Source organism: Algoriphagus yeomjeoni, from assembly GCF_003259505.1.
Lineage (GTDB): Bacteria > Bacteroidota > Bacteroidia > Cytophagales > Cyclobacteriaceae > Algoriphagus > Algoriphagus yeomjeoni.
In genome coordinates, this window is record NZ_QLLK01000003.1 from 422,915 (window position 1) to 448,964 (window position 26,050).

Sequence of the window (26,050 nt, forward strand, 5' to 3'; positions counted from 1 at the left end):
GGTTTTAGAGGATGAATTCTCTGAAATTTTCCCTGTGAACTAAATTGTAATCAGCTGTGTAAGTCTCTTTGAATGCAGAAGGAATTGAGAATTTTGCATCTGGATTCCACTTGAATTCAAAGGCTTTCAATTTCCCGTCTTTTTCTTCGAGATAGTCCAGCTCCTGTTGGTTTTTGGTACGCCAAAAATAGCTGTTGACTTTTATTCCCTGATATTCTAGATACTTCAGTCTTTCGGACATCAGAAAATTTTCCCAAAGCGCTCCAATATCGTTTCTTAAGGCAAGTGGTTGAAGGTTTTTGATTAGTGCATTCCGGACTCCGTTATCATAGAAATAGATTTTCTTATTCATCTTTATTTCTTTGCGAAGATTTCTGCTGAAAGTTCCCATGCGATAGATCACATAGGCTTGTTCGAGGAGATCTATATAGCTAATGACGGTTTTTACATCGATCTGCAATGATCTGGAAAGTTCATTGTAAGACACTTCGCTCCCCATCTGAAAAGCCAAAAGTTGCAAAAGGCGGAAGATTACATCCTGTTTTTTGATGATCCCCAAAGCCAACACATCTTTATAAAGATAGCTTTCTGTTAATTCATACAGTAGATTTTCTTGATCAGCTACATTGGTGATTATTTCTGGATAAAAGCCGTAAACCAGCCGGTTAGGCAGATCCTGTTCTGCGGCGACATATCCTACGGTTTGCTCGAATTCTTTCCAGCTGATAGGATAAAGATGAAAGGTCACTTTTCTCCCAGTAAGGGGCTCTTGAGTTAATCCTGATAGCTCGAAAGAAGATGATCCGCTCAGGATCAATCTCACTTCCGACATTTGATCATGGATTATCTTTGCAGTAATTCCTATATTTTCGATCCGCTGAGCTTCGTCAATAAACACATAGTTGTATTCAGCAATGATCGATTTGATCTGCATTGTGTTAGGTGTATCTAACAATCGTCTGGTAGTAGGGTCATCCCCGTCTAGAAATAGATAATCCTTTCCAGCTAGCAAATCATAAATTAGGGTAGTTTTCCCTACTTGTCTGGGACCTATCAGTATAATCACTTTCTTGTCCTGTAGCTTTGCTGAAAGGTTATGAAAATGAATTCTATTAAATTTCATTCTCAAATATAGACTTTTATGGAATATAATCCACAAAAAGCCATCTTTTTATGGAATACAGTCCACAAAAAGCCGTCTTTTTATGGATTTGAATTTTGGTAATTTTGAAATTAAAGCGAAAAAGCCGCTAAGAAATCAATCTCAGCGGCTTTTTTAGTAAATGAGTATTGAAAGCTTTACGTGTCGTTTTCTGCCGACTAATTTTCCAATCTTCCAATTTTAAAATCTTCCAATCTTAATAAATCAAGAACCCGGAAGGGCCTCTGCCTACTTCGAAAGTTCTAACCACAGAACCAGTTTCTGAAAGAACAGTTACTGTTCCATTACCTTGGAATCCATTGGAATTGGAAACATAAACTTGATCCAAGTTATGGTCGTAACCAATTCCGTAGAACCCTGATCCTGTCATTAATTCAGTGAAAGTAGCAGAGCTTCCTTCTATGTCAATGTTAACCACAGCATCATTGTAATCTGGCCATCCAGAGCTAGTCAAAACATACATTTCGTCATCTCCGTCGAATGCAATCCTGCTAGTAGCATTAGCGACAGGCACAGTGTATGTATTTCCTAAAGTCAAGCTGCTCAGATTTACGGTATAGAAAATCACTTCATCGGTTGCCACTGCATAGATCCAAAGCACATTACCTACAGCATAAAACTGTTTTGGAGATGCTTCCAAGTCAATTGTTGAGACCACCACTTCCTGAGTTGCGTCGATGATTTCGATTTTGTTTTCTTCAGAACCAGCTACGATGATGAAATTGCCATGTGAGAAAAGATCCTCAGGCTTGTTCGAGACTTCGATTTTCTTTGAAACGACTCCACCGTCAAGTCCATTTACCACGGCTACATAAGAATCTGGCGTAGCATAGCTAGCATTATAAGGACCATAATCACTGATGAAAAGCTTACTTCCGTTCACTGCTAAAGATCTTGGTTGGTCCAATTCTGCAGAAACTGCCCCTAAACTTTTGAAGTCAGCTGGATTGACTATTTCTACTTTTCCGGTGTTTGCCACCAAGTATAATCTATCTGCCTCAAGCACTATGTCTTCTAATAAGCCAGCAAATGGACGAAGATTTTCAGCTTCAAAAATATTAGGTAGAAGTTCTTCCGTATTTTGATTTAAATGATAGACTTCTCCATCGTTTGTTCCAAAGTTCCCTTCGTTCATGATCAAAATACCGTTGTCGTATTTACCTAAAGGCTTTTCTTCTCCGCTATCAGAGCAGGCAAAAGAGACAGAGATCAGGGCAGAAGCCCATAGTAGTTGGTTTAGTTTCATATTGTTATAGATAAGTTAAATTGAAAAGATCTTCCCGGCATGGCTCTGAGATAGAGCACTTGGTAGTCGGTGTCAAAAACATTATTGATTTGAAAACTTAGAGGAACTTGCAGCATTCCGATCTCAAGTTTGTCGTAGGCAAGTCCAAAATTGAAGAGCTGAAATGAAGGCATCATGCGAGGATTGTCAGCTGTGACAGATCGCTCTCCTACATAAAATGTGCTTGCAATAGCTGAGTAACCGTTCTTCTCGATTCTGATTTTTGCGTTAGCCTGATGCTGGGGCGTATAGGGCAATTGCTTGCTGACAGACTGATCATTTTCGTCAGTGCCTTTGGTCGTTACGGCCTTAGAGTAAGTATAGGATGTGGTCAATTTCCAATCCCAAGTCCCGAACGATCCATCCAAACTTCCTTGGTATTCTATCCCCTGATTGTCGACTTTTTTGATGTTTTCCGGAGTCCAGAAACTTCCTTTTGGTAGCCAAATGATCCAATTATTCACTGACATTTTGTAGAAAGTCAGGCCTTGCGTCCAGTTGAGATTTCCTGTTTTAATCCATGTCAAGCCAATTTCTCCGCTCAGACTTTCTTCGGGAAGCAAGTCAGGATTACCGCCTGGATTCCAAAAACGATCATTCAGCGTCGGAACTTTGAAGCCTTTTCCGATAGAAGTTTTAAGTTGTAAGGACTGAGAGTTTCGGTTCCAAAAGCTCCAATCCATTCCAAGGTTAGGAGTGAAGGGAGCGAATGTCCCTGAGTAAACTAACTGACGAAGGTTAAGTGCAAAAGAAAGATTTTCAGAGGCTAAAAATTTCGTGCTCTGGTATAATTCAATGCGATCATCATCGGTTTGGTATGTGCTGAGGTCACCTTTTGTCAGCGTATATCTGGCGCCAAGTTTTGAAGCCCATTTGGTGGAAATCTGATGATCCCAATCTCCAGCTATGAAATATTGTGTGCTGTTATTTTCACTGGAATTGAAGGTTTGCTCATTTCTTACAAACCCTGTTTTTAGATTCCAGACAGATTTTTCTTTAAAATGGAAATAATCAATTACTGCGCGAAAAGCCTGATCTTCCTGTTCATCTTTCGTATTTGAACCGATGACAGGTTGAACTTCACGATTGGTTTTGTTCCACCAGAAAGCTGTTTTTAATTGGTTGTTTTCATTTAGATTCCAAGCCAAATCCTGCACAATACCGATTTGCTCAAACTGAGCATGATCTTGTTTGACTTCTGGTGTACCATGCTGTCCCAGGTCTTTGTAGGGGAAATTGTTCTTTGAAAACTCTCGATAAACTTTGGTTTTACTACTGAAGTTTTTTGAAGAGAAACCTGCAAAAGCCGAAGAATTAAACATCCCAAAGCTTCCAATCTGCTGAGAAATACCTGCATGAAATCCTTTACCGAATTGTGTTTGAGTTCCTAAATGGATCGATCCGCCTATGGCTTCATTTCCAAAAAGTGCTCCAGCATTTCCAAACTGCAAACTCACTTGATCGATGGCGGAAATAGGCAAAATGGATAAGTCACTTTGCCCGAGCGAGGGACTGTTGATCGGCAGGCCATTCCAAAAAACCGCGGTATGTCCCGCTGAAGTGCCTCGAAAAGATGGGGAAGCGATCATTCCGGCTCCGTATTGCCTTACGAAAACCGGCGATTGCTCCTGAAGAATATCTCCAAGTGAGCGACCTTGGTAGTCATTCAATTCCGCTTTTTCCCAGCTTAAGACTTTTTGCCCTTGAGCAAAACGATCCAGAGCAGGCGCATAGACTTCCACCTGGTCGAGTTTGACCGTGTCCTGATTTTGGCTAGGCGCCACAAAAGAAATTGCCCACAAAAGCAAAAACATCCCTGATCGAATTAGTTATAAATCCGATTCAGGCTTAAAGAGAAATGGGAAGAAGGGAACGAAGCCAATAATTCAGCTCTGGTACTTTCTTCATTGCTTTTCCTCCGAAAGCACAGAATCAACAGAAATGGGCAGGTCTCCTGGCTCACCTAATTTGCCGCCTTCTCATCCCGAATTGGTTTCGGAACAATGGCACGGTTGACAAATCATTTGCGGAAAAATCCGCTAGGCTTACAGTTGCGGGGACAGCTTTGGTTTTACACCAAATTCCCTTTTAATCCCAAGAGCTCGGATGCGAGATTGGGAACCTATTTCGGCTGCAAAAGTAGATTGGGAAAGCTTAGAAAAAAAATCTGTTTGGAGACAAATTTTGGAAGTGGCGAAAACCCGAGCTTATTTTGGGCTTCAATATCTCCAATTATTTCTGTGAAAAACCATCAAATCAAGGAACTCATTTTTGTGATTTTAATTACTGTAATGTATTCTTTTACAGCATGTAATGCTAAGAAGGAAAATGAGCAGAACCTGCTTGAAAAAGTTGAGTTAACCTATGCCTCTGGATTTACGATTTCAAGAGGAAATAATTTTTGGGAGGTGGAAGTTACCCAGGCTTGGACGGGAGCGGATAGAATTTTCAGGTATTTAGTTTTAGAAGAAAATGCAGATAAACCTGAAGGGAATTATGATGCAATAATTCAACTTCCGGTTGAGAAAATTGTGCTTACTTCTACCACACAAATCCCACATTTGGACCTGCTAAATAGCACCGAAAAGTTGATTGGATTTCCCAATTTAAATTTGATTTCTTCAGAAAAAACCTGGAAGCAAATTGATGCAGGAAAGGTGGAAGACTTGGGTGCAGGACCATCGGCAAACACAGAAATGGTGATCGATTTGGCGCCGGATTGGATCATGATTTCTACTTTGGGCGATGATTTGAAATACCTGGATTTGCTGGCTCAAGCGGAGATTCCGGCTGTAATCAATGGAGAATATGTAGAGCAGCATCCACTTGGAAGAGCGGAATGGATCAAGTTTACCGGAGTACTTTTGGGAAAATATGAGGAGGCTAAAGTAGCTTTTGAGCAGGTAGAAAATGACTATTTGGAAGCGGAAAAACTGAGCGCGTCCCTTACTGACTCTGTACGTCCAACAGTGCTTAGTGGCGTGCTTTATCAGGATATTTGGTATGCACCGGGAAGTGAAAGTTGGGGTGCTAAAATCCTCCAGAATGCTGGTGGAGACTATATTTTCTCAGATCAAAATGGAACTGGATCTGCTCAATTGAATTATGAATATGTGCTTGAAAATGCATTGGAAGCTGATTTTTGGATTGGTTCGGCTGATTTTCCAGACTTAGAAACCATGGGTAATACTGAGCCTAGATATAAAGCTTTTGAAGCATTCAAAGCAGGAAATGTTTTTTCTTATACACAGAAAAGTGGAAGAGCAGGAGGGTTGGAATACTTTGAGTTGGGTTATATGCGACCGGATTTGATTCTAAAAGATCTGATCAAAATCCTTCATCCCGACTTACTTCCAGCTTATGAGTTGTATTTTTATCAACAACTCGATGCAAAAAAATAGTCCATTTCTTCTTCTTTCGGCCGCGCTGATTCTGCTGCTTTTCAGTTTTCTACTGAATGTCAGCTTGGGATCGGTATCCATTTCTCCCAGTGAAATCTTGAGTGGGCTATTCACTGGAGAATGGACTAAAGCATCTCGCGAACAGATTATTTTGAATTATAGATTGCCCAAAGCTTTGGTCGCAATCTTAGCAGGAATTGGGCTGAGCATTAGCGGCCTTCAAATGCAGACATTTTTCAGGAATCCGCTTGCAGGACCTTTTGTGTTGGGGATTAGTTCGGGAGCTGGATTGGGTGTAGCGATTTTGATGTTGGCTGGCTCTGTGTTTGGTTTGGCAGCTTTTGGAGGAGCTATCAGCCCTTGGGCGATTGCTATTGCTGGGACTTTAGGTGCAAGTTTAGTTTTGCTAACAGTGAGTTTGGCAGCATGGAAAGTCAAGGACAGTATGACCTTGTTGATTGTGGGATTGATGTTTGGTTCTGCGGTTTCCGCTATTATTTCGGTTCTATCCTATTTCTCGGGCGCCGAAGCCTTAAAGCTTTTCACTATCTGGTCTATGGGGAGTTTGGGTGGTTTGGTTTGGGATCAGGTTTTGGTTCTTGGACTGGTGATTTGTATTGGAATCATTCCTGTGATTGCCTCCGTGAAATCCTATAATGGAATGCTTTTGGGAGAAAGCTATGCGAAAAGTATGGGTATCAATCCTGATCGTTTGCGTTGGCTGATGATACTCAGCACAGGGTTGTTGGCAGGAAGCGTAACTGCATTTTGTGGACCGATAGCATTTATTGGAATTGCTGTTCCGCACTTGGCGAGAATGGTCTGGAAAACTTCAGATCATAGAATTCTTTTTCCTGCTTCCGCATTGATTGGAGCTAGTTTGTTGCTTCTATGTGATGCCGTAGGTCAGCTGCCTGGATCTGCGCAGACGCTACCGATTAATGCCGTGACGTCTCTCGTTGGTGCTCCGATCGTGATCAGTTTGGTGCTTCGTAAAAACTTCAGCAAGGAATTTTAAGCCATGAGAAAAGCATCAATAATCGGGAGAAATTTAAGCTTGGGTTACACCAAAGGTAAAGTCCAAAAGGAGATTCTTCATGGATTGGATTTTGAGCTACTTTCTGGCGAAATGACCTGTTTACTAGGACCTAATGGCGTAGGGAAATCTACTTTGGTCAAAGCTATATTGGGGCAATTGAAACCATTCGAAGGTGAAGTTTTACTCAATGGGAAAGTCACGTCAGCGTATTCTAACGAGATGCTGGCCAAAGAGCTATCCGTTGTATTAATTGAGCCATTTTTACCAGGAAATATGACTGTGGGGCAATTGGTGGCGATGGGGCGAATTCCGCATACGGGTTGGACGGGAAAACTCGAGGATAGAGATCGAGAAGTGATTCAAAATGCCCTTTCCGCTACGAAAATAGAATACTTGCGTGATGAGCGACTTTCCGAAATCAGCGACGGTCAGCGACAAAAAGCTTTGATCGCAAGAGCATTGGCTCAGGATGGAAAAGTAATGGTGTTGGATGAGCCTACGGCACACTTGGATCTGGTTAACCGCTATGAAATCATGCATTTGCTTCGGGAAATCTCCAAAAATCAGGGAAAGGCAATTCTCGTGGTAACCCATGACCTGGAAATAGCTTTGGAGACAGCCGATAGGTTTTGGTTATTAAATTGTGGAACTCCATTGATTTCTGGCTTGCCTGAGGATTTGGTAATCTCAGGTCAGATCAATCAATTGTTACCAGGAAAGAAATTCCATTTTAGTGTGGAAAAGGGAAGGATTGAGTCTAAAACTGAGGAGTTGAAATTTGATATTTCTGGGCCTAAAATTCTGGTAAGATGGATTTCAAAAGCACTTGAAAAATCCGGGGTTAAGGAGTTGTCAGGAGCAGTAGAAGTTAGTGAAGGACCATTTTCTTTAAGTTATAAAGGAATTATTTATAAAAGCGTAGAAGGATTATTGGAGGATTTGACAAGCTCCTAAGTAACTCTATATGTGTTTTAACCACATAGGAACAATAGGACACATAGTTTTTGAATTTTTCAAGCCTCCAAGTATAGATCCAAAATAGCCTTCACCTTATTTCTGAGCTCAGCAATTTCCTGTTGGCCAAGATTACCAACTCTTTCTAAAAACCTTCGATTATCCAATGCTCTGATTTGATCAGTAAGAATCTCGGAGTCTTTTTCTAAATCATAATTCCCTTTTGAAATACGGACTCGAAGTATATTTTTCTTGGGAGTAAGTTGAGTAGTAAGCGGACAAACCAAAGTTGAAGGATGATCAACTTGGTTGAGAAGGTTAGTTTGAATAACTACTACTGGGCGAATCTTTCCTGGCTCAGTTCCTTTTGAGGGATTTAGGTTCGCGAGCCAGATTTCATATTGCTTCATCTTCCTCGATTAAAGCATCAAATTCAGCAATGATTTCAGTTGAACTTTCTTTGGATAAGGTAGATGCGAATGCAAATTCACTACTTAGTTTTTTGCGTTTTTGATAGTTGTTGTAAAATTCAAGTGCCTGATTGATATACCTATTTCTGGCAACCTTTGTATCCTTAATGATTGCTTCTGTTTCTTCGAAGATTTCTTTGTCCAGTTTTAAAGAGAGCGTTTTCATATTTCCACGAGTATATACCATAAATATATACTAATTCTAAAAAGTTCATCCTATTTTACAATCATTTAACCCCTTTTTCTGAAACCCAACCACGCTAAATCCTTTAGGAATCCCTATATTTTGAGCTGAAATTTGACCCCACTTACTTTTGAGATTATATGTTATTTGAATTGATTCGACTGGAATTCCTAAAAAGTTTCCGATCCACATCGTTTGCCAAAAGCGTAATGGTTGCCATTTTCCTCGGCTTTCTGGCGATTATGCTCCTAGGGTATTTGCTGATGGCTGGGATATTTCTAAGTAGGATTTTGGGTGAAATTGCTGAAGGACAAGACCCTATAGAGGTTCTGAATTCAGGCTTAATCTTCTTTTTTCTGGTGGAATTCATGTATAGATATTTCCTCCAGAAACTGCCCGTAATAGAGTTGGAAAGCCTGCTACATCTGCCTATTTCCAAAAAGAAAATCATGCATATGTTACTAGGGAGATCATTTTTCTCTCCATTAAGCATCATTGCTTTAATACTCTTTAGTCCATTCGCATTCACAGAAATTTCTATGCAATATGGAGTTCAAGGAGCTATTTCTTGGCTGGGGACTATCCTATTTATCAGCTGGACTTTGCATTGGTTTATGCTGTGGTTCAAGCAGCGATTTGAAGATAGTTTGATTGGAGTAGTGATTGTGTTTGTGATTCTACTTCTAGGTGGAGGATCTACCTACATGGGGTGGTTTAATTTGGGTGAACTAGTAGCGCCATTCTTCACCTTGGCGATGGGTAGTTTTTTACCATTGGCGATCATGTTAGTTCTATGTTTTGTAGGGTATTACATGGCGTTCTCCTACTATCTCAATAATGCTTATCTAGAAGATTTGGCCAAGGAGGAAGAAGTTAGATTTGTAAATCAGTCAGTTGGTTTCTTTTCAAGATTTGGAATGGCTGGGGAGCTTGCTGACCTGGAATGGAAATTGATAATCCGTCATAAGAAGAGCCGTACTTTCCTGATGCTCAGTGCTTTTTTCTTGCTTTACGGTACTATATTTTATGACAACCCAGCTTATAAGGATGGGCCTATGCAGAACATATTTATTTTCGTAGGAATATTTATTACAGGTATTTTTATGATTCAATATGGTCAACTATTCTTAAGCTGGAACTCCGGATATTTTGACTTTTTTCTTAACCGAAAAGATGGTATTAAAAACTTGGTAAGAGGTAAATACCTCTTGCTTCTATCCATCTCTTTATTGTGTTTTTTATTGTCAATTCCCTATGTGTATTTTGGTTGGTCATTCCTGCTGATTCACCTGGCTACTTTCTTATTTAATGCTGGAGTGATGATTCATTTGATTATTTATCTGGCTCTCTGGAAGCCAAAACCCATGGACCTGAATAAGGGAGCAATGTTCAATTATGAAGGAGTAGGCGCAGCTCAGTTTCTTATGATTATTCCTATGATGGTGGCTCCATATGTAATCTACTTGCCATTTGCCATGTTTTTCAATTTCTACGCTGGGTTAGCTGCTTTAAGCACCGTAGGCGTAGTAGGGATTATTTTCTTCAATAAGCTTTCAACTATCAATATTAATCGGGTTTTAGCAAACCGATACGAAATTTCATCTTCATTCCGTCAAGAGTTATGATTCAAGTTATTAATCTGAAAAAACAATATAAAGAAGCCGTGGTCCTGGACGTGGCAAGGCTGGAGATACCAAAATCAGAATGTTTTGGTCTAGTGGGAAACAATGGGGCTGGAAAGACGACCCTTTTTAGGATTATGCTCGATCTGGTTCGTGCCTCTGAGGGAAAAGTGGAAATCGATTCGCGGGACGTGAGTAAATCTGAAGACTGGAAAAGAACAACTGGAGCCTATTTAGATGAGCATATGCTATTGTCTTACCTGACTGCTGATGAGTATTTTCAGACGCTTCGCAAAATATACGGTTTATCTGAGGCCGATTTACAACTTCATCTCGGCAAGTTTACTGAGTTTTTCAACGATGAAATAGTCGGGAAAAAGAAATATATCCGTGACCTCTCTAAGGGTAATCTAAAAAAGGTAGGTATAGCGGCAGCCTTAATGGGCAACCCAGAGGTAGTATTCCTGGATGAGCCTTTTGAAAATTTAGATCCAAGTTCTCAGATCCGCTTGAAGAAATTAATTCTTCAAGAGAAGGAAGCATCGCAGGTAACCTTTTTGATTTCCAGCCATGACCTAACTCACGTCACCGAAATTTGTGATCGTATCGTACTGCTTGAAAAAGGTAAAATTATCAATGACCTGAGAGATAAATCAGCGATGCTGACTGAGCTGGATGCTTATTTTACTGGATAAGCGGATTTGGAGTAGTCACCGTAGGAAAAAAGTCACATCGTCACAGACCTTCATAGTCTTGGATAAGATGCAACCTTTAAAAATATATTCTCCGGGCTGACTCCCTTTGAATTTCTGAATAGAAGAGATCCTTCCTGCCTTTCCAGATACCTCCTCTGTAAACACCACTTGACCATTGACTTCCCAAATCATATCCCATTTGTTGGTGGGAGGGAGGCCTCTGACCACAAGCAAAAGTCCAACACTGTCTTGAAGATTTTGATCTGGCCCTCCAATCACGCTTACCTCTTCCACAGTATAATCAGACGGTTCTGGCGGGATAATATTGCAACCTAATAGAACTAAAAAAAGAAGAGGTAGCATTTTCACCATGATATGACTTGAATTAAACTTGTTTGCACGTAAAATGATGAACATTTAGGAAGGTGAATTTGGTAACCAAGGAAATAAGAATTGTGGTAAAAACAAAAAAAAACTCTCCGTTGATTGAGAGAGGTTTTTTCTGTAGCAGCTCTGTTTCTTATGATTATACCTATGATGGTGGCACCATATCTGATATTTACCATTTTCGATGCTGATTAATTTTTATGCTGGATTGGCAGCACTTGACACAGTAGCTGTACAAGGAATTATTTTCTTCAATAAACTTTCAACTAGTAATATTAATCGGGTTTTAGACAAACGAAACTAAATTTCGTCTTCACTTCGTCAAGAGTTATGATTCAAGTTATTAATCTGAAAAAACAATATAAAAAAGCCGTGGTCCTGGACGTAGCAATGCTGGAGAAACCAAAATCAGAATGTTTTGGTCTAGAGGGAAACAAAGGGGCTGGAAAAACAACCCTTTTTGGGGTTATGCTCGATCTGGTTCGTGCCTCTGAGGGAAAAGTGGAAATCGATTCGCGGAAGTGTGTAAAGCTGAAGACTGGAAAAGAATAACTGGAGCCTAGTTGGATGATCATATGCTAATGTCTTACCTGACTGCTGATTAATATTTTCAGACGCTTTGCCAAATCTATGGTCTCACTGAGGCCTATTTACAACTTCATCTCGGCAAGTTTACTGAGTTTTTCAACGATGAAATAGTCGGGAAAACGAAATATATCCTCGACCACTCTAAGGGGAATCTAAAAAAGGTAGGTATGGCGGCAGCCTTAATGGACATTTCAGAGGTAGTATTTCTGGATGAGCCTTTTGAAAATTTAGATCTAAGTTCTCAGATCCGCTTCAAGAAATTGATCCTACAAGAAAAGGAAACCTCCCAAGTTACCTTTTCGATCTCCAGCCATGATTTGAATCATGAGACTGAAATTTGTGATTGTATTGTTTTACTTGACAAAGGCAAAATCATTAATGATATGCGGGACAAATCTGCGATGCTTGCTGAGTTGGATGCTTATTTCAAGAGATAATACTTAATTACGTGTTCATTATTTTAGAGAAAATGGACTTGTAAGTAAAAAACTCACATTATCTGGACATATATTAGCTATATGTCCAGATTTTAAGGAAATATGGACATATGATAAAAACCTGTCCATTTGGTGGACATATAACAGCCATATGTCCATTTTTTAATTAAAAATGGACATGTTTTTATTTTCATGTTCATATTTTTCCTAAATTTGGACACGTAAAATATACTTGTCCATGCCATACGATCGGAATATTCCCTACAATGACTTACCTCTTCTTCCTCCTTCCAAAGAAGTAGAAGAGGATATTGCCATTCTGAAAAAGCTCGTCACCGCATCGCGGGCATTGGCTTCAGTGAATGCCAGTGTGTTGAGGTTACCAAATCCAACAATGCTGGTGAATACCATTGCGCTGCAGGAAGCGAAAAGTTCAACCGCTATCGAGAATATTTTCACCACTGAGGACGAGTTGTACAAAGCCGTTTCTGATTTGATTCAGGAAGAGAGAGCGGATTCTGCCACCAAAGAAGTCTTGCGATACAGGGAGGCTCTTTGGGAAGGATATACCAAAATACAGGAAAAATCAAGTATAGATGAGGAGGTGATTTTAGGCGTTTTCCATGAAGTGAAAGATACGAACTCTGGATTTCGATCTCCTGCTACCCAGACGATTATCAAAAGAGGGAACAGTGAATTTCGATCAGGTGAAACGATCTATACTCCTCCGAGGGGTGAAAAATTGCTACAGGATTTGGTGGGAAATTGGATAGAGTACCTGAGAAATGACATAGCCTACCCGACAGATCCTTTGTTGAAAATGTGCATTTCCCACTACCAATTTGAAGCGATTCACCCATTCGCAGATGGAAATGGACGGACTGGGAGGATATTGAATCAGCTTTATCTGGTGAATAAAAAACTGTTGGATCTTCCCGTACTTTACCTATCAAAATACATCATTACCTACAAAGAGGATTATTATTATCAGCTGGGAGCCGTGACTCAGCGCGGAGATTGGCGTACCTGGATTCTCTATATGCTGGAAGCTGTGGAGAAAACGGCCATTCTTACTGAGAGTTTGATCGGGGAGATTATCGTCCAAATGGAAGCCACGCTAGCCCATGGCAAATCAAAAATCAAATGGTATTCGAAGGAAGTCAACGAGCTAATTTTTTCCCAACCCTATCTCAAATCCAAAACCTTAGGTGATCTGATGGGCGTGAGCTCAAGAACGACGCTGACCAAGTATTTCTCAGAGCTAACCGAAGCAAAAATCCTTTTCCAGAAAAAAGATGGCAAGGAAGTTTACTATATCAATGAGGAATTGGTGAGGATTTTAGGGGATTAAAAAAGTCCCTCTGAACACTCGGAGGGACTCTCGAAATAGCTATCTATACCATTAGATGGATAGATGTTCAACCTTTAATCAACCAATTTTATTTCCATCCACCACCGAGAGCTTGGTAAATATTCACGGTTGCATTCATTTGTTTCATCTTGGTTTCGATCAGTTCAAACTTGGATTCAAGTGCATCTCTTTGGGTTAAAAGAACCTCCATGTAATCTGCTCTTGCAGAGTTGAAGAGTTCGTTGGAGATATCGACTGACTGCGTCAGCGCTTCTACTTCCTGAGACTTTAAGTCATAGGTTTGTTCCAAATTGTTAATTTTAGCAAGCTGATTGGCTACTTCGATATAGGCATTCAAAATGGTTTGCTCATAATTGTAAATGGCTTGGACCTGCTTAGCATTCGCAGTCAAATACCTCGCTTTTATCGCATTTCTATTGATCAACGGAGCGACTAATTCCCCAGCAAGGGAATAAATCAACGATTCTGGTGAAGTGAAGATGTAGCGTGGATTGAATGCATTAAAACCTACTCCTGCAGTGATTGCAAGAGATGGGTAGAAATCAGCTTTAGCAACTTGGATATCAATCTTTGAAGCTGCTAATTCCAGCTCAGCTTGCCTGATATCTGGTCTGTTTGCCAACAGCTGGGCAGGGATACCCGCTTGAATTGTTTTTGGGATTAGCTCTCCAAAGGCATTCGGGTTTCTATCAACATGCTGAGGGAATCTACCTACCAGGAAGTTAATTCTATTCTCTACCTCTATGATTTCCTGCTGAATACCATATTGTAGACTCGTAGTGTTAAGCACCTGAGCCTGAAATCTACGCACAGCCAATTCAGTAACTCTCGCTGCATCTTTTTGATATTTTACAATCTCCAAGGCATTGTTTTGAATCTCGATGTTTTGCTGAACTATGGCCAGCTCATTGTCAAGAGCTAGTAATTCAAAGTAAGAATTAGCAATCTCTGAGATCAGGTTGGTCACCATGAAGTTTTTGCCTTCCACACTTGCCAAATATCTGGTCAATGCAGATTTTTTAGCATTTCTAAGTTTGTGCCAGATATCGACCTCCCAAGTGGCGTAGGCTCCAAGCATGTAATCTTGCAATGGATCAGGCATTTCTTTACCAGGCTTGATATCCGTATTGGCATCATTAGCGCCTTGACTAGTGTATCGCCCTACTTTGTCCATACCTGCCGCTGCACCAATATTTACTGAAGGCAAGATTTCACCTTTACGAACTCTTATTTCATTCTGGGCAATCTGAATTTCCTGCAAGGTGATGTTCAATTCCTGATTGTTGCTCAAAGCAGTATCAATCAGGGCTTTCAGATATGGATCAGTAAAATAGTCCTGCCATATAACTTTAGAAGCTGTATTAGTAGTGTCCTGAGAGCCATTTGCAAAGCTCTCAGGTACTTCATTATTAATGTCTTTTTGTATTAACTCCGGGGTTTTGCAGCCAGACACCGCTAGGGTTAAAGATGCTGCCCCTAGGCATATATATAGGATTCTCTTAAGCATGTGAATGTTGTTTTTGTTCGGACAATGGAGTCTCATCTTCATTCTTGATCAGGTGACGGCCATCAGCCAAACTAGCGAAAATGAAGTATAAGCCAGGGACAATGATTACCCCGAATATGGTACCGAATAGCATGCCTCCAAGTGCTGATGCTCCGATTGTATGGTTGCCAATAGCTCCTGCTCCAGAAGCAACGATTAACGGAATCAAACCTGCGATAAAGGCAAAGGAGGTCATCAAGATAGGTCGGAATCGAACTCTAGCACCTTCAATGGCAGCTTCAAAAATGGATAAACCTTCTTGGCGCTTTTGCACCGCAAATTCTACAATTAGGACGGCATTTTTACCCAATAGACCGACTAGCATGATAAGTCCTATCTGAGCATAAATATCGTTATCCAGTCCCATCATTTTCAGCAAGAAGAAGGAACCAAATACCCCTGCCGGAAGTGAGAATACAACGGCGAGAGGAATAATAAAGCTCTCATACTGGGCTGCTAATACAAAGTACACGAAGATCAATACGATCAAGAATACATAAAGCGCTTCGTTACCTCTATTGGATTCATCATACGAAAGCCCTTCCCATGCAATGTCATATCCTCTAGGCAAAGTCTGAGCAGATACCTCTCTAATTGCCTGAATGGCATCCGCGGTGGTATAGCCTGGAGCCGGAAGCCCTCGAATAGATGCTGAATTGTACATGTTGAATCTGGTAATCTCATTCGGGCCTTGAGTTTTTTTCATAGTCATGAAGGCTGAATAAGGCACCATTTCTCCTGACTCATTTTTCACAAACAAGTTCATGACATCTGATGGCAGTTTTCTAAACTCAGGATCTGACTGAACATATACTTTAAAGAATCTACCAAATCGAATAAAGCCCTGCTCATAGGTACTACCGATGAGTATGTCAAGGTTTTCCATCGCTTTTCCGATAGATACTCCCTTTTGCATGGCCTTGTCGTTATCAATCTCCAATTCATATTGAGGATAGTTTGCTGCAAAGAATGTGAACAAGCCAGTAATCTCTTTACGAGCACGTAAGTCATCCATGAATTTCTGGTTGATCTTATCAAAATCCTGATAATCAGTAGTTGTGGTCTGGTCCAAGAGTCGTAGGGAGAATCCACCAGATGAACCGAAGCCAGGGATAGCTGGTGGTTCGAAGAATTCTACAACAGCTCCTAGGTTTTTAGACTCTTCTTCCAGCTCCTCCATGATTTCTTTTACGGTGTGCTTGCGTTCTCCCCAAGGTTTGAGGTTGATCAAACAAGTACCAGCATTGGAGCCACGACCTTCTGTCATGATCTCATATCCTGCAAGGGATGAAACAGATTCTACCCCATCGATCTCTTCACATATTTTCTGAAGATTCTGGGAAACCTGGTTGGTACGCTCCAGAGTAGAGCCTGGAGGCGTTTGGATGATGGCGTAGATAGTTCCCTGATCTTCACTTGGGATAAAGCCTGCTGGTAGGATCTCATTTTCGAAAATTATACCAGCTCCAAAGAGTAATAGAATTGCCCAAGTGAGCCATTTTCGGCTAACCATAGCTCTAAGTAAACCCACATATTTTCCAGTCAACTTATCAAAACCGCTATTGAAGCCATCCAAAGCTTTTGTTAATAGATTTCTCTTCCGCTCTTTTCCATGGTGATTTTTCAAGAGCATCGCGCAAAGTACAGGGGTCAGCGTCAACGCAATGATTGCTGAGATTACTATGGAGCTCGCCATAGTAATGGAGAACTGACGGTAGAAAGTACCAACTGGTCCGCTCATGAATGAGATAGGCAAGAATACAGATACCATTACCGCAGTGATCGCGATGATTGCACCGGATATTTCTCCCAACACTCTTTTTACAGCCTGATAGGGTGACAAGTGTGGCATTTCCTCCATCTTGGCATGCACGGCTTCCACCACTACAATCGCGTCATCGACCACTATACCGATGGCAAGTACCAAGGCAAAAAGCGTAATAATGTTGATCGAGAGACCAAACATCTGAAGGACGAAGAAGGCTCCAATCAGTGATACAGGCACCGCAATAATAGGAATCAGCGTCGATCGCCAATCACCCAAGAAAATAAATACGACTAAGGCGACCAGGATAAATGCATCTCGAAGTGTATGGATCACCTGCTCTGTAGAAGCGTCCAAGAATCGGGATACGTCATAACTGATACTGTAATCCATCCCCGGAGGAAATGATTCTTTCATTACATCCAGTTTCGCCTTTACTTCATCTATTACATCACTCGCATTGCTCCCGTAGTTTTGCTTCAAGACAATTGCAGCTGATGGCTTGCCATCCAAATTGGAATAAATATCAAAGAATTCACTCCCCAATTCTGTACGTGCAATGTCTTTCAGTTTGATAGATTCACCTTCTGAATTTGCTCGGATGATGATGTTATCGTATTCCTCAGCTTTACTGAATCGCCCTTTATAGGTCAGTACATATTCCAGTGATTGCGCTTCTATACCAGAGCTTTGGCCTATTCGACCCGGTCTTCCCACTATACTTTGCTCTTGCATCGCTTCCATTACCTCATCCACAGAGATATTGTAAGCACGCATACGATCTGGATTTAGCCAAACTCGCATGGCATAGGTACGACTACCTAATATTTGTGATCTTGCCACCCCTTTTATCCGGTTGATCTCAGGGATCATATTCACATTAGCGTAGTTGTACAGGAATTTCTCATCCATAGATTCGCTCGTAGAATACAAGTTGACATACATCAACATACTAGGTTGGATAGGTGTAATAATTACACCTTCCCGCTGTACCAATTCCGGAAGAAGAGGCATGACCTGATCTACTCTGGTCTTGACTCGAATAACTGCTTGATTAGGATCGGTGCCAGGTTCGAAGATAACGTTGATCGTTGCTTCACCGGCGCTGGTAGCGTCTGTTGCCATGTATCTCATATCCTGCACGCCATTAATGGCGTTTTCCAAGGTGATCAAAGTGGACTCAACAAGTACGTTTGCACTAGATCCGGGATAGGCTATGAAAATACTTACGGTAGTAGGGGCAATCGGAGGGAACTGCGATATGGGGAGCTGATTAATAGACAGCGATCCCACGAATACGATTATGATCGAAATCACAATCGCGAGGACTGGTCTTTTTATGAATGTGTTAAACATCAGTTTTTCTGGTTTTAGGAAATAATGGACTACTCTGCATACAAGTCTAGCTGAGACAATGCTGTGTGAGGCTGCACGAATTCATAATGAATCTCTTCATTTTCTCTAACCAGTCGTAGTCCTTCAAGTAGGATTTTGTCGGTCTTCTCCAAGCCTGCTGAAATCACAAAAATGTGTGGAATCTCCGCAGCGATGCTGACTTCTCTTGATCGGATTTTATTTTCCTCATCCACCACGAAAACATACTTTTTATCAAGTACTTCAAAAGTTGCTTTTTGCGGGATCAACATAGCGCCTAACAAAGGAATACCCATCTCGATATTACCGGTTTCTCCATGTCTCAAAAGACCGTCAGGATTTGGGAAAGTAGCTCTGAAAGCAATGTTGCCAGTTTCGTTATTGAAGGTCGCTTCTATAGTCTCGACCACTCCAGGGTAGGGGAAGTGCTTGTTATTTGCCATCAATAGCTTGACAATCACATCTTCATCACCTTTTACTTCCGCTTTGTATTCTAGATATTCTGCTTCGGGTACGTTGTAGTAAACCCACATTTTGCTGTTGTCAGAAAAATCAGATAACAATTCACCTTCCTCGAGTAAACTTCCCTCTCTTACAAGGAATCGACCCACGATACCATCAAATGGGGCTCGGATTTCAGTAAACTGTAAATGAACTTCTGCAAGAGCAAGTTCTGCTTGAGCTTTAGCTAGTTTAGCTTTTGCCATTGCCAATTCATTGGGTGCAACGATATTTCTGTTGGCAAGCGTTTTGGTGTTTTGGTATTCGATCTCAGCAAAATCCACTTCTGCTTTGGCACTTTGCTGCTCAGCTTCATAGAGCTTCGGCATGATCTTGAACATGAGCTGACCTTTTTTTACAAATTGGCCTTCATCTACATAGATTTTTTGCAAGTATCCTCTTTCTTGGGCACGTAGCTCAATATGTTGGATAGAATGGATTTGGGAGACATAATCCTTGGTGATTAATGTATCCATTATTAAAGGGCTGGTAACCAGAAATGTGGTTTCGGCCTCATGATGCTCTTCTCTGTGTGAGTTACAGCTTGCAATCAATAATGAGCCGCACAGGCTCAAGAGCATGAGAATTTGATTTTTCATATAATTATTAGTTGTCTTTTGAAGGCCATCCCGATAGCTATCGGGAGGAATCTCTTATTGCTTTAAATCATACTCGTGTATGATTAAGCCATGGTTGATTTCATAGGTTGATTTGATAAAAACGATACTAGTTTCCGGGTGATTTTGGTTGGTTGTGTATAGGGAATACACAGAATCCGTCGAACTGCATAAGCTTTGGGCTAATGGTTCTAAGGTGTAATCTGGAAATGGGGGAGTGTTGGCAAAGTTGAGTCTTTGCCTAAAAAAGTAAGGTATTATATCCTAAATACCTGAATTACAATATGTTTACGATGTTTGTTTGGATTGGGGATGAACTTGCTGAAATGCAAGTCATGTGAAGAATCACGGAAAAGAAAATTGAAAATCCGCGTAAAGTAAGCGGCGTCGAATTGAGACCCATCTAAAAAACTATGGTTATTGGCAAGCTCATCGTCTTCCTCCTCTATCTTCGAATTGTTGACGGTGAAGATATCAGTACCATGCTCTTTGGTAGTAGAAAAGGATAAAGGATGCTGGTCTGTATTGTTGACTCCGAGGCTACTCTCAAAGGAGAGACCGTTGCTATCCAAGGTATTTTTAGTATCAATACTGGCATAGATTGAACTATAGCCACTCGATATAAGAATACTCAGCGATAAAAGGAATCTAACTAAATATGTTGCCATTTGGTCACAAACTTATATAACGTTTTCATCGAATTCAAGTGCTATTGCTTAAATATTATCAATCAATCATCGGTTTTATTGACAATAATTTAATTGTGTACTTTTTGTGTCTACCAACTAAAAGGTGAATTAATCTGATAATGATAAAGCCCTGTAAACAATTTGCTTACAGGGCTATTACTGAAAATTTGAATAGATTAAATTCGAACTCGCGTCAGTATATCAAAATCGACTATAGATTTCTTGATAGTTTATTACTTTAATGGAATTTCAACTTTAAAGCTCGTTCCAAAGCCTGATTTGGATTCCAATTCCACTTTTCCTTTCAGAGACTTGACTAGATGAAAAACAAGGTTTAATCCAAAACCATAGCCTTTTTCTCCCAAGGATCCATCTGTAGAGGTGGAGTTTCCACTGAGTATCTCTTGAATTTTATCTTCCTCCATTCCAGCACCACTATCTATTACTTCAAAAATCAGTTTTCTTTCAACATCATTGATTAAAAGGTCTAATTTCACCTGTATTTCACCTCCATAAGGGGTGAATTTCATTGAGTTGGACACTAAATTCCCTAAAATCTGCAGAATTTTATTCTTAGGAATCGGTACTTCTGCATTAGGAGCATCCACTTCAATTTCAAATTGGATTTGCTTGACTAAGGCTTGAGGATCAAACATGGTTTTGATCTTATCTTTCACTGTATTCAGCGTAAACTCACCCTCAGCAGGGGCCACTTTTTTTCTGCCTTTGCTTACTTCATAGTCCTGAGTCAAAATCTCATCCGCCAATTCCAAAAGGGATTTGCCACTTTTCCTGATCAGATTTATGAATTCCAATACTTCTTCCAATTTGTTATCATCACCCTGAGCATGGATGATCTCCGCCAAGCCGATTATTCCTCCAATTGGGCCACGTATATCATGCGCTACTTTGTTTTTCACTTGCTGAGTTTCGTGAACCCTATTCTGAAGCCCTTCTACAGCTTTATAAATTTTGAGTCTGTTTACGACTTCCTTGGCAATAATTGAAAGCATCTCCTTTTTCTCAGGGCTGATCTCCTTATAATGAGTGTCTAACACACACAGTGCTCCTAAGCTGACTTCATCATTAAGTTTCAGTGGAATCCCATAGTAATACCTGAGGTTTGGGTCGCTTGCGACATAGAATTTGTCTTTGAATCGCTCGTCTTCAGCCAAATCATCTATTTCTAATTCATTTACCTGAGGACCTTGGATCACATATTGGCAGATAGATTCTTCACGGGGCATTTGTGCTATTTCAATTCCGAAGGAAGAAACTGTCCATTGCGTGTAGGTATCGATTAGATTGACCAGAGAGATTTCTGTCCCTGCAATTTTTGCAGCAAGCTTAGTAAGATCAGATAGGGATTCTTCCAAATCCGTATAATCTAAATCTAGGTTACTTAGCTCTAACAACCTTTCCATCTCATTCTCTGGGATGGGATTTGTCACTTTTTTTTCTAGGAGATTGATCATGATATTTGGGCGATTTATTTGGCGAATTAAGTATTAAATCACCCTTGTTTCCAAACAATTAGAATCGAATATTTCCTGTAAATTAAAAGTTTCATTTTTACTTGTATGAAATGCAGAATAGTGATTTACAACACCTTGTAATACTTTTTGTTTAGTTTATTTATAAGCCTGAAATCAATAATTCAAGCATAAATTTGCCTTTTGATTTCTAAATTTATCAAGTATTTTTAGTCTCCGATACAGTCTTGGCTTAGTGTTCAGGAGCGTGAAGACGAATAGCTGTGGGATTAAATTACATAGAAATCTTGGGGGCCTGTTTTGAAAAACCCTGCACTAATTCTTGAAGTAATAGTCTCGTAATAGACGCAGATAACACTAGTGTTTTTTTAAAATAACAGAAAAATAGTAGTTGAATATTTTTTATTAAAAATCTGTAAATGCATAACTACCCATTCTATTAAAATCGTGGCATAATTAAGTATTTATGATTTTCAAATCATCAAAATTGTATTTCTTTGATAGAAATGCTATTTTTTGGAAATAAGAATTGGCAGATAGCTTAAAGTACCAATTATTTTAAGATAATCGTTTTATCTTTATGTTTATAGTTTTATTTTTAAAAATCTATTTTCTTTCATTTTTGATAGTAAATGCCATTATACTAATCCGTAAAGGGAATCTAGGAGGGATAAGAAACCATTTCTTGGGTTGGTCTTTGCTTATTTATAGCCTTTATATCTTGGCTATCGTCCATTGGTTTGAAAAGGGGCTTGGGGCAGATTATTCAATGCTGTCAGGAAGCCCACTAGTTTATATTACCGCCCTGCTCTTTTGTTTTGATCCTAGTTGCCGCGGTTTACTCAGTATTTACAATTATTTAAATCTAGATCGGGTTTTTTTGATCAGAATTACCTTATTCTAAAATGTCACGTAACGAAAAATCAAATATTAGGCCTGACAGTCAGTCGGAAACACTTCGTTCCCAAGGCAAGTTTGCGTTTAGTAGGGATGAACAATTGGACGAAACAGTTAGGGAACAGATTTTAAAACTCTTTGAAAAGGAGCAAATTTTTAAGGTTCAAAATCTTACGGTTGGTAATTTGTCAAAGAAGTTAGGAATTTCCGTACGAGAGCTGCCGAAATATTTCAAATATTTTTTTGAGACTGATTTTAAAAGTTTTCTAAATGATTACCGGGTTTGTTTAGCCAAAGAGATGATCGAAGAAGGCTACTTAGACGTCTATACTTTGGAAGCTTTGGGAGGATGGTGTGGCTTTAGTAGCCGGACCACATTTTTTAATGCTTTCAAGAAAAAATACTACAAAAGTCCAAGGGACTTTTGGCGCGCCTTTCAGGAAAATGAAGTGTGATAAACTGTCGGAATTTTGTTTATGATTTTTTAGAATTCTGATCGATTTTTTTTTTGAGATCTTACAAAACTCACTAAAGTTGGGTTCATTTTTTCTAAAAAATCCAAAAAATCATTTTTAAGTCAAAAAAGTCTAGTTCACTGATCGGCTACTTTTTGTAGTTCGTAAACCCTAAATCGTGGTTCACTAAGTTCTTGTTTCAAAAACGGTATTTGCAACAGGATATTGTGTGCAAAGGTGGCTTTTTCGAGTACTTTTCGATCCTAATCTGATTTCAAAAAATCGAATAACCCAGCAGAATATGGAGAAATTCTTCCTTTGGTCCAATCGCATGTCTAGCTATTTAAAGTCCCCGTTGAGTTCACTTTGTATAGCCCAATTCAAGCTCCGTGGACTTGAGAATGGTAGCGAGGATTATAATACAAATACGAGTGCTCCATTCTGTATCACAACAATAAAAAAAATCACCCTGATGAAAAAAATTGTTCAACTTTCAATATTTTTTGTTTTATATCTTTCTGCATTTCAAATCGATGCTCAGTCTTTCACTCAGTTTAGAGGGTTGGGATCTGATAATTCCGCTGGGACTGGATTTAAAACGATTTCAACAAATTCTGTCCTAGTGGTCAGTAATAATGCTACAGGAACTACGAATTCTGTAGTGGGGTCAGAGCTTTTTTCAAAATTAACCACTGCAGGAGGCACAGATGTAATCACTCTAAAGGCCGATGGGGTAAACTCCATATCTTTTGATGTAAACGATATGAGCATTTTTAATTTTTTAGATCCTGCTTCAGCGGCTGATTACACAACCAACACAAAAATTGTTTTTAAAAATTCTGTAGGTACAATTATCCGTACCATGACATTAAATGCAACAAAATCGCTTACATCTTCAACGTCTGGAGTTTCTATAGGTGCTTTTTTTGATAATAATGCCTCATTGCCGGTAACAGGAGTTTCGGAAATTGAAATAACAATTAATCCAAGCACCGTTTCTGTAGATGCTTTTACTATAAGAAATATAACATTAAACAATATAGTTTCAGGAGCAGTGCCTTCAGGGCCTGCGACACTAAATTTTAATGCTTTAGGAATAACAAATACTATTTCTAATACTTTGGGTAAGTCTACTGCTATTGGACCATTGAATTTTGAAATAAACTCTGCAGCCACAAATGATTTGATAACTTTTAAATCAAACGAAGGGGCTGGAGGAACAGGTGCGTTATATGATAATAACCAAGATATTGGTGGTATTACAAAATGGACCATAAGCAGGCATGACGGCAGTGAATTTACCTTATCGAGTATATACTTGCAGGAAGCTGGAGTAGGAGCAAGCACCAGTGGGACTTTAAAAGCACGTAGAAATGGGGCACAAGTTGGTAGTACAGTAAATGTGACTTTTAACGGAAGTATTGATGTCTCTGGAAACCCTAATTTTTCGAATATTGATGAGGTATGGATTGAAGCTGCAGATATAAATTTTTATTTAGATAATGTGGCTTATGTCATACCATCTACAGTTGTAACGCCAACCCTCACAACCTCAGCAGCAACTTCCATCACTGCGAGCGGAGCTACCCTAAATGGTAATGTAAGCGCTGACGGCGGAGCATCAGTGTCAGCACGAGGTTTTGTTTATTCTATCTCAGACAATACGCCGACAATAGGTGAAAGTGGTGTGACTAATGTAAGTGATGGAAGCGGGACGGGGACCTTTAGCGAAGCAATCACAGGATTAACAGCTTCCACGACTTACTATTATCAAGCCTATGCAACAAATAGTGTGGGAACTAGCTATGGGGGAGTGGAGAGCTTTGGGACTAGTGCAGAATCAAGTTCTTCAGCAATAATCACCTTTGATGGAAAGGGATATATAGACAATCAAGATCTTGGCAATCCTTATACCATCGACAGTAATGGTGAAACATTTAAGTTTACAGTTTCAGGAGGAGTGCCTACAAGTAATAGATATCGAACTACTGATACATGGGGATGTAACAATACTGGATTTGGTGATCTAACCGCTGGAATTAATACAGCCACTACCTGGACAATAGAAATCGTAAGTGGAAATGAAATTGACCTTGGAACCATCAAGTTTAACAACCTTTTTAATTGCTATGCATTTACGTACAATCTGTCAATTGAAGGCTTTAAAAACAATAGTTCAACAGGTTCCCAAAGTTTTTCTGTGGCAGGAATGAATTCTATTTTTACTCCCAACTCAAGTTTTGATGATGTTGATAAAGTAGTAATAACAGGAACGGATATTGCCAACTTAGGCATGGATGATATCAATTGGGCCTCAATGGCAACTAGCAATACAGCGCCAACACTCAGCACCTCAGCCGCATCTTCAATCACAGCAACTTCATCAACTTTAGGTGGTAACGTCACAGCCGACGGAGGAGCTGCTGTCACAGCCCGAGGTTTTGTTTATTCTACCTCAGATAATACACCAACCATCGGTGAAAGTGGTGTGACTAATGTAAGTGATGGAAGCGGAACGGGTGTATTTAGCGAAGCGATCACAGGGTTAACAGCTTCCACGACTTACTATTATCAAGCCTATGCAACAAATAGTGTGGGAACTAGCTATGGGGGAGTGGAGAGTTTTATTACAGCGAGTTCTGGTCCTATTGTAACTGATTCGAATATCAGTATATCCGGAGCATCAGGCACAGGCGGTGCTTTCAAAATTGGTGATACTGTAACTGCCTCTTGGAACAATACTAATGGAGGTGACAACAACAGTGATGTTATCAGTTCGGTCACAATAGACTTTTCGCAATTTGGAGGTGGATCTGCGGTTGCAGCAACAAATAGTAGTGATACGTGGACAGCCACTTATACAATTACCGCAGGTGCGATTGATGCCTTCAACCGTAATGTGAGTGTGACTGCTACCAATAATTCAAGTCTTGCAACCACGACTGCCGATACCAGCAATGCCAGAGTTGATAACCAGCTTCCGACATCGACAATAGTGGTTGCCGATACCCAATTGACAGCTGGTGAAACGAGCCAGGTAACGATTACTTTCTCAGAAGCGGTTACAGGATTTTCAAGTGCTGATTTAACGGTAGCCAACGGTAGTCTTTCCGGCTT

The 26,050-nt window shown here is 40.0% G+C and carries 19 protein-coding genes, 1 pseudogene and 1 riboswitch; of the genes and pseudogenes, 9 read left to right on the plus strand and 11 right to left on the minus strand.

The genetic code is table 11. The annotated features are described in order from the left end of the window. Positions 1–4: 4 nt before the first annotated feature. The 3 genes from LV83_RS07390 to LV83_RS07400 form a co-directional block, all read right to left on the minus strand. Positions 5–1,123 (minus strand): ATP-binding protein, encoded by a 1,119-nt coding sequence (locus LV83_RS07390; RefSeq protein ID WP_111610896.1) that lies wholly within the window; start codon positions 1,121–1,123, stop codon positions 5–7. A gap of 235 nt (positions 1,124–1,358) precedes the next feature. Then, positions 1,359–2,408, minus strand: a complete 1,050-nt coding sequence (locus tag LV83_RS07395) for a YncE family protein (protein WP_111610897.1) — start codon at positions 2,406–2,408, stop codon at positions 1,359–1,361. Further along, positions 2,405–4,261 (minus strand): TonB-dependent receptor, encoded by a 1,857-nt coding sequence (locus LV83_RS07400; RefSeq protein WP_111610898.1) that lies wholly within the window; start codon positions 4,259–4,261, stop codon positions 2,405–2,407. Before LV83_RS07400 ends, LV83_RS07395 begins: the two co-directional genes overlap by 4 nt. A gap of 113 nt (positions 4,262–4,374) precedes the next feature. After that, positions 4,375–4,588: riboswitch (cobalamin riboswitch) on the minus strand. A 30-nt stretch (positions 4,589–4,618) separates the two neighbouring features. On the opposite strand from LV83_RS07400, the gene LV83_RS07405 reads away from it, so the two are divergent. The 3 genes from LV83_RS07405 to LV83_RS07415 are packed head-to-tail and all read left to right on the plus strand — an operon-like array spanning position 4,619 to position 7,841. Further along, positions 4,619–5,848, plus strand: coding sequence for an ABC transporter substrate-binding protein (locus LV83_RS07405; RefSeq protein ID WP_245947016.1), 1,230 nt, complete (start codon positions 4,619–4,621; stop codon positions 5,846–5,848). Next, positions 5,835–6,866 carry an iron ABC transporter permease gene (locus LV83_RS07410; RefSeq protein ID WP_111610899.1) on the plus strand — a complete coding sequence of 344 codons (1,032 nt, stop codon included), beginning with the start codon at positions 5,835–5,837 and terminating at the stop codon, positions 6,864–6,866. Before LV83_RS07405 ends, LV83_RS07410 begins: the two co-directional genes overlap by 14 nt. 3 nt (positions 6,867–6,869) lie before the next feature. Further along, complete coding sequence (locus tag LV83_RS07415) at positions 6,870–7,841, plus strand: ABC transporter ATP-binding protein (protein ID WP_111610900.1); 972 nt, start codon at positions 6,870–6,872, stop codon at positions 7,839–7,841. A gap of 59 nt (positions 7,842–7,900) precedes the next feature. Here LV83_RS07415 and LV83_RS07420 read toward each other — a convergent pair whose 3' ends face one another. Continuing rightward, a complete protein-coding gene (locus LV83_RS07420) occupies positions 7,901–8,251 on the minus strand; it encodes a type II toxin-antitoxin system PemK/MazF family toxin (protein WP_111610901.1) in 351 nt (116 codons plus the stop codon). Then, positions 8,238–8,477 (minus strand): hypothetical protein, encoded by a 240-nt coding sequence (locus LV83_RS07425; protein WP_111610939.1) that lies wholly within the window; start codon positions 8,475–8,477, stop codon positions 8,238–8,240. Before LV83_RS07425 ends, LV83_RS07420 begins: the two co-directional genes overlap by 14 nt. A 158-nt stretch (positions 8,478–8,635) precedes the next feature. Here LV83_RS07425 and LV83_RS07430 point away from each other — a divergent pair, with 158 nt between their 5' ends. Together LV83_RS07430 and LV83_RS07435 are read left to right on the plus strand one after the other, a co-directional pair. Continuing rightward, a complete protein-coding gene (locus tag LV83_RS07430) occupies positions 8,636–10,120 on the plus strand; it encodes a DUF5687 family protein (protein WP_111610902.1) in 1,485 nt (494 codons plus the stop codon). Then, complete coding sequence (locus tag LV83_RS07435) at positions 10,117–10,812, plus strand: ABC transporter ATP-binding protein (protein WP_111610903.1); 696 nt, start codon at positions 10,117–10,119, stop codon at positions 10,810–10,812. Before LV83_RS07430 ends, LV83_RS07435 begins: the two co-directional genes overlap by 4 nt. A gap of 15 nt (positions 10,813–10,827) precedes the next feature. On the opposite strand, the gene LV83_RS07440 is transcribed toward LV83_RS07435, so the two are convergent. After that, on the minus strand, positions 10,828–11,229 hold the full coding sequence (locus LV83_RS07440; protein WP_111610904.1) for a hypothetical protein: 402 nt from the start codon (positions 11,227–11,229) through the stop codon (positions 10,828–10,830). 300 nt (positions 11,230–11,529) lie between these two features. Between LV83_RS07440 and LV83_RS07445 the strand changes: the two are divergent. Together LV83_RS07445 and LV83_RS07450 are read left to right on the plus strand one after the other, a co-directional pair. Beyond that, positions 11,530–12,224: pseudogene (locus LV83_RS07445) on the plus strand (ATP-binding cassette domain-containing protein). 238 nt (positions 12,225–12,462) lie between these two features. After that, positions 12,463–13,575, plus strand: a complete 1,113-nt coding sequence (locus tag LV83_RS07450) for a Fic family protein (protein WP_111610905.1) — start codon at positions 12,463–12,465, stop codon at positions 13,573–13,575. An 88-nt stretch (positions 13,576–13,663) separates the two neighbouring features. Here the strand turns inward: LV83_RS07450 and LV83_RS07455 are convergent, their stop codons facing one another. From LV83_RS07455 to LV83_RS07475, 5 genes are all read right to left on the minus strand, one after another. Next, complete coding sequence (locus LV83_RS07455; RefSeq protein WP_111610906.1) at positions 13,664–15,103, minus strand: TolC family protein; 1,440 nt, start codon at positions 15,101–15,103, stop codon at positions 13,664–13,666. After that, positions 15,096–18,263 (minus strand): efflux RND transporter permease subunit, encoded by a 3,168-nt coding sequence (locus tag LV83_RS07460; protein WP_111610907.1) that lies wholly within the window; start codon positions 18,261–18,263, stop codon positions 15,096–15,098. The genes LV83_RS07455 and LV83_RS07460 overlap by 8 nt, the downstream gene beginning before the upstream one ends. A 29-nt stretch (positions 18,264–18,292) precedes the next feature. Continuing rightward, the gene (locus LV83_RS07465) at positions 18,293–19,381 is read right to left on the minus strand and encodes an efflux RND transporter periplasmic adaptor subunit (protein WP_111610908.1); all 1,089 of its coding nucleotides are present in this window, start codon (positions 19,379–19,381) and stop codon (positions 18,293–18,295) included. Positions 19,382–19,656: 275 nt separating this feature from the next. Continuing rightward, the gene (locus LV83_RS07470; RefSeq protein ID WP_111610909.1) at positions 19,657–20,067 is read right to left on the minus strand and encodes a hypothetical protein; all 411 of its coding nucleotides are present in this window, start codon (positions 20,065–20,067) and stop codon (positions 19,657–19,659) included. A gap of 254 nt (positions 20,068–20,321) precedes the next feature. Then, complete coding sequence (locus tag LV83_RS07475; RefSeq protein WP_111610910.1) at positions 20,322–21,563, minus strand: GAF domain-containing sensor histidine kinase; 1,242 nt, start codon at positions 21,561–21,563, stop codon at positions 20,322–20,324. A 923-nt stretch (positions 21,564–22,486) separates the two neighbouring features. Between LV83_RS07475 and LV83_RS07485 the strand changes: the two genes are divergently transcribed. Next, positions 22,487–22,933 carry a helix-turn-helix domain-containing protein gene (locus tag LV83_RS07485; protein ID WP_111610912.1) on the plus strand — a complete coding sequence of 149 codons (447 nt, stop codon included), beginning with the start codon at positions 22,487–22,489 and terminating at the stop codon, positions 22,931–22,933. Between the two features lie 472 nt (positions 22,934–23,405). Next, positions 23,406–26,050: beta strand repeat-containing protein (locus LV83_RS07490; RefSeq protein WP_146613697.1), on the plus strand; the 2,645-nt coding region annotated here is incomplete at its 3' end.

Coding starts and splice junctions, on each gene's coding strand:
- LV83_RS07390 (WP_111610896.1), bottom strand. CDS start 1,123: ATGAAATTTAATAGAATTCATTTTCATAACCTTTCAGCAAAGCTACAG.
- LV83_RS07395 (WP_111610897.1), bottom strand. CDS start 2,408: ATGAAACTAAACCAACTACTATGGGCTTCTGCCCTGATCTCTGTCTCT.
- LV83_RS07400 (WP_111610898.1), bottom strand. CDS start 4,261: ATGTTTTTGCTTTTGTGGGCAATTTCTTTTGTGGCGCCTAGCCAAAAT.
- LV83_RS07410 (WP_111610899.1), top strand. CDS start 5,835: ATGCAAAAAAATAGTCCATTTCTTCTTCTTTCGGCCGCGCTGATTCTG.
- LV83_RS07415 (WP_111610900.1), top strand. CDS start 6,870: ATGAGAAAAGCATCAATAATCGGGAGAAATTTAAGCTTGGGTTACACC.
- LV83_RS07420 (WP_111610901.1), bottom strand. CDS start 8,251: ATGAAGCAATATGAAATCTGGCTCGCGAACCTAAATCCCTCAAAAGGA.
- LV83_RS07425 (WP_111610939.1), bottom strand. CDS start 8,477: ATGAAAACGCTCTCTTTAAAACTGGACAAAGAAATCTTCGAAGAAACA.
- LV83_RS07430 (WP_111610902.1), top strand. CDS start 8,636: ATGTTATTTGAATTGATTCGACTGGAATTCCTAAAAAGTTTCCGATCC.
- LV83_RS07435 (WP_111610903.1), top strand. CDS start 10,117: ATGATTCAAGTTATTAATCTGAAAAAACAATATAAAGAAGCCGTGGTC.
- LV83_RS07440 (WP_111610904.1), bottom strand. CDS start 11,229: ATGTTCATCATTTTACGTGCAAACAAGTTTAATTCAAGTCATATCATG.
- LV83_RS07450 (WP_111610905.1), top strand. CDS start 12,463: ATGCCATACGATCGGAATATTCCCTACAATGACTTACCTCTTCTTCCT.
- LV83_RS07455 (WP_111610906.1), bottom strand. CDS start 15,103: ATGCTTAAGAGAATCCTATATATATGCCTAGGGGCAGCATCTTTAACC.
- LV83_RS07460 (WP_111610907.1), bottom strand. CDS start 18,263: ATGTTTAACACATTCATAAAAAGACCAGTCCTCGCGATTGTGATTTCG.
- LV83_RS07465 (WP_111610908.1), bottom strand. CDS start 19,381: ATGAAAAATCAAATTCTCATGCTCTTGAGCCTGTGCGGCTCATTATTG.
- LV83_RS07470 (WP_111610909.1), bottom strand. CDS start 20,067: ATGGCAACATATTTAGTTAGATTCCTTTTATCGCTGAGTATTCTTATA.
- LV83_RS07475 (WP_111610910.1), bottom strand. CDS start 21,563: ATGATCAATCTCCTAGAAAAAAAAGTGACAAATCCCATCCCAGAGAAT.
- LV83_RS07485 (WP_111610912.1), top strand. CDS start 22,487: ATGTCACGTAACGAAAAATCAAATATTAGGCCTGACAGTCAGTCGGAA.